This is a genomic window from Kribbella turkmenica (assembly GCF_004348725.1).
In the GTDB taxonomy this organism is placed as follows: domain Bacteria; phylum Actinomycetota; class Actinomycetes; order Propionibacteriales; family Kribbellaceae; genus Kribbella; species Kribbella turkmenica.
Genome location: NZ_SMKR01000244.1, coordinates 1 through 7,886, shown reverse-complemented (window position 1 = coordinate 7,886; position 7,886 = coordinate 1). Strand labels below are relative to the sequence as shown.

Annotated in this window: 4 protein-coding genes and 1 pseudogene; all 5 read left to right on the top strand. The window is 71.1% G+C overall.

Annotated features, from left to right (window positions below; genetic code table 11):
- The first annotated feature begins 45 nt into the window (after window positions 1–45).
- Entirely contained in the window at window positions 46–1,155 is a 1,110-nt protein-coding gene (gene pheS, locus E1218_RS33675; protein WP_132327092.1) for a phenylalanine--tRNA ligase subunit alpha, read from the top strand.
- Window positions 1,155–3,809 carry a phenylalanine--tRNA ligase subunit beta gene (locus E1218_RS33670; protein WP_132327091.1) on the top strand — a complete coding sequence of 885 codons (2,655 nt, stop codon included), beginning with the start codon at window positions 1,155–1,157 and terminating at the stop codon, window positions 3,807–3,809. Before pheS ends, E1218_RS33670 begins: the two co-directional genes overlap by 1 nt.
- Window positions 3,810–3,834: 25 nt before the next feature.
- Window positions 3,835–5,382, top strand: a complete 1,548-nt coding sequence (locus tag E1218_RS33665) for a gamma-glutamyltransferase (protein ID WP_165949537.1) — start codon at window positions 3,835–3,837, stop codon at window positions 5,380–5,382.
- Window positions 5,383–5,454: 72 nt separating this feature from the next.
- The gene (locus E1218_RS33660; RefSeq protein WP_132327090.1) at window positions 5,455–6,426 is read left to right on the top strand and encodes a glycosyltransferase family 2 protein; all 972 of its coding nucleotides are present in this window, start codon (window positions 5,455–5,457) and stop codon (window positions 6,424–6,426) included.
- Window positions 6,423–7,886: pseudogene (locus E1218_RS33655) on the top strand (hypothetical protein); the annotation flags it as partial. The gene E1218_RS33660 and the pseudogene E1218_RS33655, both read left to right, overlap by 4 nt.

Here is a 7,886-nt window from a genome sequence, read left to right as displayed (position 1 = left end):
TTCCTAGACTGCTTCCGCAGGAGTTCCGAAAACCGAGAGCGAGCCATGTCCGGTCCCAACACTGATTACGACCCGGTCGAAGTGACGCCGTTGCACGCCGAAGAGGTGGAGCGGACCAGGGACGAGGCGCTGAAGGCCTTTGCCGAGGCGGCCGATCTGGCCGTCCTGCAGGAGGCCAAGTCCGCGCATCTCGGTGAGAAGTCGCCGATCGCACTCGCCAACCGCGAGATCGGCGCGCTGCCGCCGCAGGGCCGCAAGGAGGCCGGTCAGCGGATCGGCGCGGCCCGGAAGGCGATCAACGAGGCGTTCGCGGCCCGGCTCGCGGTGCTCGAGGCCGAGCACGAGGAGCGGATGCTGGCCACCGAGCGGGTCGACGTGACGCTGCCGTGGCACACGCCCGGCCTCGGCGCGCGGCACCCGTTGTCGCTGATCTCCGAGCAGGTCGCGGACGTGTTCAGCGCGCTCGGCTGGGACGTCGCCGAAGGCCCGGAGATCGAGGCCGAGTGGCTGAACTTCGACGCCCTGAACTTCCAGCCGGACCACCCCGCCCGGCAGATGCAGGACACCTTCTTCGTCGAGCCGGCCGGGTCCGGCGCCGTGCTGCGGACCCACACCTCGCCGGTGCAGGCGCGCTCGATGCTGACCCGCAAGCCGCCGATCTACGTGATCTGCCCGGGCCGCGTGTTCCGCACCGACGAGCTGGACGCGACCCACACGCCGGTCTTCCACCAGGTGGAGGGCCTGGTCGTCGACGAGGGCATCACGCTCGCGCACCTGAAGGGCACCCTGGACCACTTCGTCGTCTCGATGTTCGGCGAGGGCCTGGAGGCGCGGCTGCGGCCGAACTTCTTCCCGTTCACCGAGCCGTCGGCCGAGGTGGACCTCAAGTGCTTCGTCTGCCGCGGCGCGTCCGTCGGCAACCCGGACCGCCCGTGCCGCACCTGCGGCAGCGAGGGCTGGATCGAGTGGGGCGGCTGCGGCGTGGTGAACCCCCGCGTCCTGCAGGCCTGCGGCATCGACACCGACCGGTACTCCGGCTTCGCCTTCGGCATGGGCCTGGAGCGGACGCTGATGTTCCGCAACGGCGTCGAGGACATGCGGGACATGGTCGAGGGTGACGTGCGGTTCAGCCGCCAGTTCGGGATGGAGATCTGATGCGGGTCCCACTGTCATGGCTTCGTGAGTACGTCGACCTCCCGGCCGAGGTGACCGGTCGCGATGTCGCCGAGAAGCTGATCCGGGCCGGACTCGAGGTCGAGACCGTCGAGGAGTCGGACCTGTCCGGCCCGCTCGTGGTCGGCACGGTGCTCACGTACGAGAACGAGCCGCAGAAGAACGGCAAGACCATCCGCTGGTGCTCGCTGGACATCGGCAAGGACGAGCCGCAGTGGGTCGTCTGCGGTGCGCACAACTTCGAGGTCGGCGACCTGGTCGTGGTCGTGCTGCCGGGCGCGGTGCTGCCGGGCGGGTTCGCGATCTCCGCGCGGAAGACCTACGGACACGTCTCGAACGGCATGATCTGCTCCAGCTCCGAGCTCGGCCTGGGCGACGACGGCACGCACGGCATCGTCGTCCTGGAGCCGGGTGAGGCCCAGCCGGGTGACGACGCGATCGAGTTGCTCTCGCTGCGCGACGACGTACTGGACATCGCAGTCACGCCGGACCGTGGCTACTGCCTGTCGATCCGTGGGGTCGCGCGCGAGGCCGCGACGGCGTACGGCGTACCGCTCAAGGACCCGGCCGGGGTGGCGCTCGACGGGGACCAGAAGGGTGGTTACCCGGTCCGGATCGAGGACGAGCACGGGTGCGACGTCTTCGTCGCCCGGACCGTCACCGGCATCGATCCGGACGCGACCTCGCCGCGGTGGATGCAGAAGCGCCTGCTCGCCTCGGGGATGCGGCCGATCTCGATCGCGGTCGACATCACCAACTACGTGATGCTCGAGCTGGGCAACCCGATCCACGGCTACGACAAGAACCTGCTGTCGGGCGAGATCGTGGTCCGGCGGGCGCAGCCGGGGGAGAAGCTGGTCACGCTCGACGACCAGACCCGTGAGCTCGGCCCCGAGGACCTGCTGATCACCGACGGCTCCGGCCCGATCGGCCTGGCCGGGGTGATGGGTGGTGCGACCACGGAGTTGTCGCCGACCACCCGGGACGTGGTGATCGAGGCCGCGCACTTCGATCCGATCGTGATCGCGCGGACCTCGCGGCGGCACAAGCTGTCCACCGAGGGCTCGAAGCGCTGGGAGCGGACCGTCGACCCGAGCCTGCCGCGGTACGCCGCGCAGCGGGTGGCGAACCTGCTCCGCGACCTGGCCGGCGGCACGATCGAGCCGGCCGAGACGCTGATCGACGTCCACCGGCTGCCCGAGCCGGTGACGTTCCGGGCCGATCACGCGGCGCGGGTCGCGGGTGCCCCGATCACCGTCGAGGAGACCGTCCGGCACCTCGAGTCGGTCGGCTGCACGGTGGTCCCGGCCGAGCCGGGAGCCCGACCGGCCCTGCTCGCTGCGGGCGTCCACGCAACCGCCCTCGTCGTCGAGCCCCGCTCCGGCGCGGCCGCCACTGGAACGGCAGGCGAGCCGGGACCGGCCGCAGTCGGTGGCGGCGCGCCAGTCGGGGGCGAGCACACGGCGCACGGCGTCGCGGCGCTGGCCGGCGACGCCCTGCTGACCGTGACGCCGCCGTCGTGGCGGCCGGATCTGCGGGATCCCAACGACTTCGCTGAGGAAGTCATCCGCCTATTCGGGTACGACAACGTCCCGTCGGTCCTGCCGCCCGCGCCGGGCGGTCAGGGGCTGACGGTGTCGCAGACGCGCCGCCGCCGGATCGCGACCGCGCTGGTCGGCGCCGGCCTGACCGAGGTCGTCTCGTACCCGTTCGCCGGGGATGCCGACTTCGACGCGATGGGCCTGCCGGCCGACGACCCACGCCGTACGACGGTCAAGCTGGTGAACCCGTTGTCCGACGAAGAGCCGTCGATGCAGACCACGCTGCTGGCGACGCTGCTCCGGACGGCCGAGCGCAACGTCGGCCGGGGCAACACCGACCTGGCGATCTTCCAGACCGGCCTGGTCTTCCTGCCCAAGGCGGAGACGAAGCCCGCGCCGCTGCCCTCGGTCGCGCAGCGCCCGAGCGACGCCGAGATCAAGTCCCTGTACGACGCACTGCCCGACCAGCCGCTGCACCTCGGTGTCGTGCTGACCGGTGCGCGGACGCCGGCCGGCTGGTGGGGCAAGGCCCAGCCCGCCGCCTGGTCGGACGCCGTCCAGATCGCGCGGGTCGTGGCGAACGCGGTCGGTGTCGAGCCGGTCGTGCGCAACGTCGAGGTGGCGCCGTGGCACCCGGGCCGGTGTGCGGAGCTCTCGGTCGGCGGCAAGGTCGTCGGTCACGCCGGCGAGCTGCACCCGAAGGTGTGCCAGGCGTTCGGGCTGCCCGCGCGGTCCGGTGCGGTCGAGCTCGACCTGGACGCGTTGATCACGGCCGCTCCGTCGTCGGTCACGGCCGAGCCGTTCTCGTCGTACCCGGTGGCCAAGGAGGACGTGGCGCTGATCGTCCCGGCCGACGCGGCCGCGGCGGAGGTCGAGGCGGCGCTGGTCGAGGGGGCGGGCACGCTGCTGGAGTCGATCCGGCTGTTCGATCTCTACACCGGCGAGCAGATCGGTGCGGGCAAGAAGTCGCTCGCGTTCGCGCTCCGGTTCCGGGCCCCGGACCGCACGCTGAAGGAGAACGAGGTGGCGGACGCACGCCAGGCCGCGGTCCAGGTGGCGGTCGACCGCTTCGGCGCCGTCCAGCGAGTCGGCTAGCGACCATGAGCCGGGGCGGCACGCGATGAGCGGCGGGCACCCGAGGGTGGCGGTCGCCGCGCCGAACGCGGCGGCGGCCGAGGCAGGGGTGCGGCTTGCGGCCGAGGGCGGGAACGCCGTCGACGCCGCGATCGCGGCCACGCTGGTGACGATGGTGAACGAGATCGGCGTGGTCTCGCCGGCTTCCGGCGGGTTCGTCACCCTGCAGGTCGCCGGCGGCGAGGCGGTCACCATCGACGGCTGGGTGGAGATGCCCGGCCGCGGCCTGGCGACCGAACGGTTCGGCCGCGGCGTCTGGGACATCACCACCGACTACGGCGGCGGTACGACGACCACGGTCGGGCACGGCTCGGTCGCGACTCCCGGCGGGATGAAGGCGCTCGACCTCGCCCACCGGCGCTCCGGCAAGGCTCCGTGGCGCGAGGTGGTCCAGCCGGCGATCGAGGTCGCGCGGCAGGGCTTCCCGTTGAGCCGGACGTCGGGCTACTACCTGCAGTACACCCACGAGATCATCTTCGGCTGGCACCAGCCGAGTCATCGGGTCGTGCACGCCGGCGACGGCTCGGTGATCAAGGCCGGCAGCACGGTCGTCATCCCCGAGCTGGCGGAGGCGCTCGAGCTGATCGGCCGCGACGGCGCCGAGACGATGTACACCGGTGAGCTGGCCCGGCTGCTCATCCGCGACATGGCCGAGAACGACGGCATCCTCACCGCCGAGGACCTGGCCGCGTACGAGGCCGTCGTCCGTCCGGCACTCATGGTCCGGCAGAACGGGTGGCGGCTTGCGACCAACCCGCCCCCGGCGGTCGGCGGAGTCGCGGTGGCCGCGATGCTCGCGCTGCTGGACGGCGTACCGGCCGACGGAAGCTGGAGTGAGTCCGAGCTCGAGCGGCTGATCGAGGTGCAGCACGCCGTTCTCGGGGCACGGCTGGCCGAGGTGGACGAGGAGGACAAGCGGCAGCTGGAAGCGCAGCGGCTGCTGGAGCTGGCCGCGTCCGGCGACCTCCGCGCGCTCGGCTCACCCAGTACGGCGACGGTCTCCGTGGTCGACGACGACGGCGACGCGTGCGCGATCACGGTGTCGTCCGGCTACGGTTCGGGAGTGCTGACCCCAGGGACCGGCATCTGGCTGAACAACGCGCTCGGCGAGCAGGAGTTGCTGCACGGCGGTCCCCACAGCCTGGCGCCGGGGACGCGGCTGACCTCGAACATGGCGCCGAGTGTCGCCCGCCGCGACAGCGACGGCGCTGTGCTCGCGATCAGCTCACCGGGTTCGGACCGGATCCCGACGGCGCTGGCCCAGGTCTACGCGCTCTACACGCACGGCGGGCTGCCGCTGGCGGAGGCGGTCGAGCACCCGCGGCTGCACGTCCGGGTGCGCAAGGACGTGGTCGTCGACTACGAGGACGAGCTGCCGGTGTCCGGGTCCACGGCACTGCCGACGCGGCCGATGCCGCCGCACTCCATGTACTTCGGCGGCGTCGCGGCCGCCTTCTGGGATCCGGCCGAGGGCCTGCTCGCGGTCGGCGATCCCCGGCGTACCGGTGCGGTCGCGATCTCGCCACCACTCTGATCGTGCCGATCTTCTGCCTGCGTCGTTAAAAGGTCGTCTCTTCGACACCACTTGAACTGGAAGGTCTGCAGCATGCGGGACCCTGACCCCGAGCTCTCCGTCGTCGTACCGATGTACGACGAGGAGGACGTGCTGCCGATGTTCTTCGAGCGGATGCGCCCGCTGCTGGACGGCCTCGGGATCAGCTACGAGTTGCTGGTCGTCGACGACGGCAGCCGGGACACGACCGCGGCCCTGCTGCTGGACGCGACGAAGGACTGGCCGCGGTTGCGCGTCGTCCGGTTGCTGCGCAACAGCGGTCACCAGGCCGCGCAGTCCGCGGGCTTCCGCCGGGCCCGCGGTGAGTACGTGGTGACGATCGACGCGGACCTGCAGGATCCGCCGGAGGTGATCGCCGAGTTCCTGGCGGCGGCGCGGGAGCGGGACGTGGACGTGGTGTACGGCGTCCGGTCGGACCGGTCGAGTGACTCGAGGGCGAAGCGGACGACCGCGCGGATGTATTACCGGCTGATGTGCCGGCTGGTCGGCAAGCAGATCCCGTTCGACGCCGGTGACTTCCGGCTGGTGTCGCGCCGCGTGGTCGACGCAGTGAACGCGCTGCCCGAGGACGGCCGGGTGTTCCGGCTGGTGATCCCGTGGCTGGGGTTTCCCAGCGCCGAGGTGCGTTACGTCCGGGCCGAGCGGGCGGCGGGGACGACGAAGTACAGCGTCTCGAAGATGCTGCGGCTGGCGTTCGACAGCGTGACCGCGTTCTCGGCCGCGCCGCTGCGGCTGGCGACCTGGCTGGGGTTGCTGGGTGGTTCGATGTCGGGGGTGTTCGTGGTCGGTGCGCTGATCATCAAGCTGACCGGGCGGAGCATCCCGGGGTGGACGTCGACCGTGCTGGCCGTCAGCATCATCGGCGCGATCCAGTTGCTGTGTCTCGGCCTGCTGGGCGAGTACGTCGCGCGCCTGTTCCAGTCGAGCCAGCGCCGTCCGCAGTTCCTGGTCGGCTACGACAGCCTCGAAGACCAAGGACACCAGGAACCGGTCCGCCAGAGATGAGGCGGTTGGTCCCGTGGCTGCTGCCGTTCCTGGTCGCGGTCGGCGGGCTCGTCGCGATCGACGTGCCGCCGGGGCCGATCGTCAAGTACTGCGCGTACTTCGGCCTGGGGATCGCGCTTCCGGGCACTCTGCTGCTGCGGGCGGTCTGGCGTAGTACGGGGAACTGGGCCGAGGACCTCGGGCTTGGAGCTGTCGTCGGCGCCACCTGGCAGCTGATCGGCTGGGCAGCGTTCACCGCGCTCGGCTGGCAGCGCTGGCTGATCGGCTGGCCCGTGCTGGTCCTGATCGCCTTTGCACTGGTACGACGCTTGCGTGGGTGCTGGCGAATCGCTGACCCACAGCCGTTGCCGGTGTGGTGGACCTGGGGACTGGCCGTTGCTTCCGCGGTGGTGCTGGGCGCAACCACGCTCGGCGTGATGGCGTTCCACGAGTTGCCACCGCAGGGATCGTCGTACTACCAGGACCTGCTCTACCACCTGTCGATGGTGAACGAACTGATGCGGACGGTCCCGCCGGAGCTTCCGCAGGTGGCGGGGGAGCGGCTGGAGTACCACTGGCTCGCCAATGCGGACATGGCCGCGGCGGCGGACATCACCCGGCTGGCGCCGGAGATGGTGCTGTTCCGGCTGTGGCTGTTGCCGTGGCTCGTGGTCGCCTTGGTGGTGTGTGCGACGTTGGCGCGCACAGTCAGTCGAGTGTGGTGGACCGGCGTCCTCGCGGCGGTCGCGTTGGCCGCGCCGCAGTTGTACCTGTTCGTCGACACGAGTGTGAATCTGTCCTCGCCGCTCAGTTTCCTGAGTCCGTCGCAGATGTTCGGGATGGTCGCGTGTGTCGCGGCGGCGGTCTTGCTGATCGAGTTGCTGTTCCGGGGTGCGGGCGGCGGTCTGTGGGCGGTGGCGCTCGCGGTGGCGATCGTCGGCGGCGGGTCGAAGCCGACGGTGTTGCCGGTTCTGGTCGGTGCGGTGGGGCTCGCCGCCGTGGTGGTGCTCGTGCGGACGCGGCGGTTGCCCGTGCGGGCGGTTGTCGGTGGGGCTCTGCTGGTGGCGGCCGGGGTCGGGACGATGCTCACTGTGGCCGGGAGCACGAGTGGCTCGGGGTTGCAGTTCCTCGCCGTACTGAAGTCGAGCGGGGACTACGCCGCCGCGACCGGGGACAGGACGCCGGCGGGAGAGGGCGGATTGATCCTGCCGGCGCTGACGCACGGTGCCGTCGCCGGGACCCTGGTCCTGCTCTGTGTGCTGCTGATCAATCAGGCGACCGCGGTGGTCGGCTTCGGCGTACTCGCGAAGTTGCGCCAGGATCCGATCGCGTGGTTCCTGGCCGGCGCGCTGATCGCCGGCTGGGCCGGGTATCTGCTGATCGACCATCCTTCGGTGAGCGAGTCGTACTTCATCCACACAGCCATCCCGTTCGGACTCGCCGCCGCCGGCTGGCTCGCCGCCACCGCCCAACTCCACCTC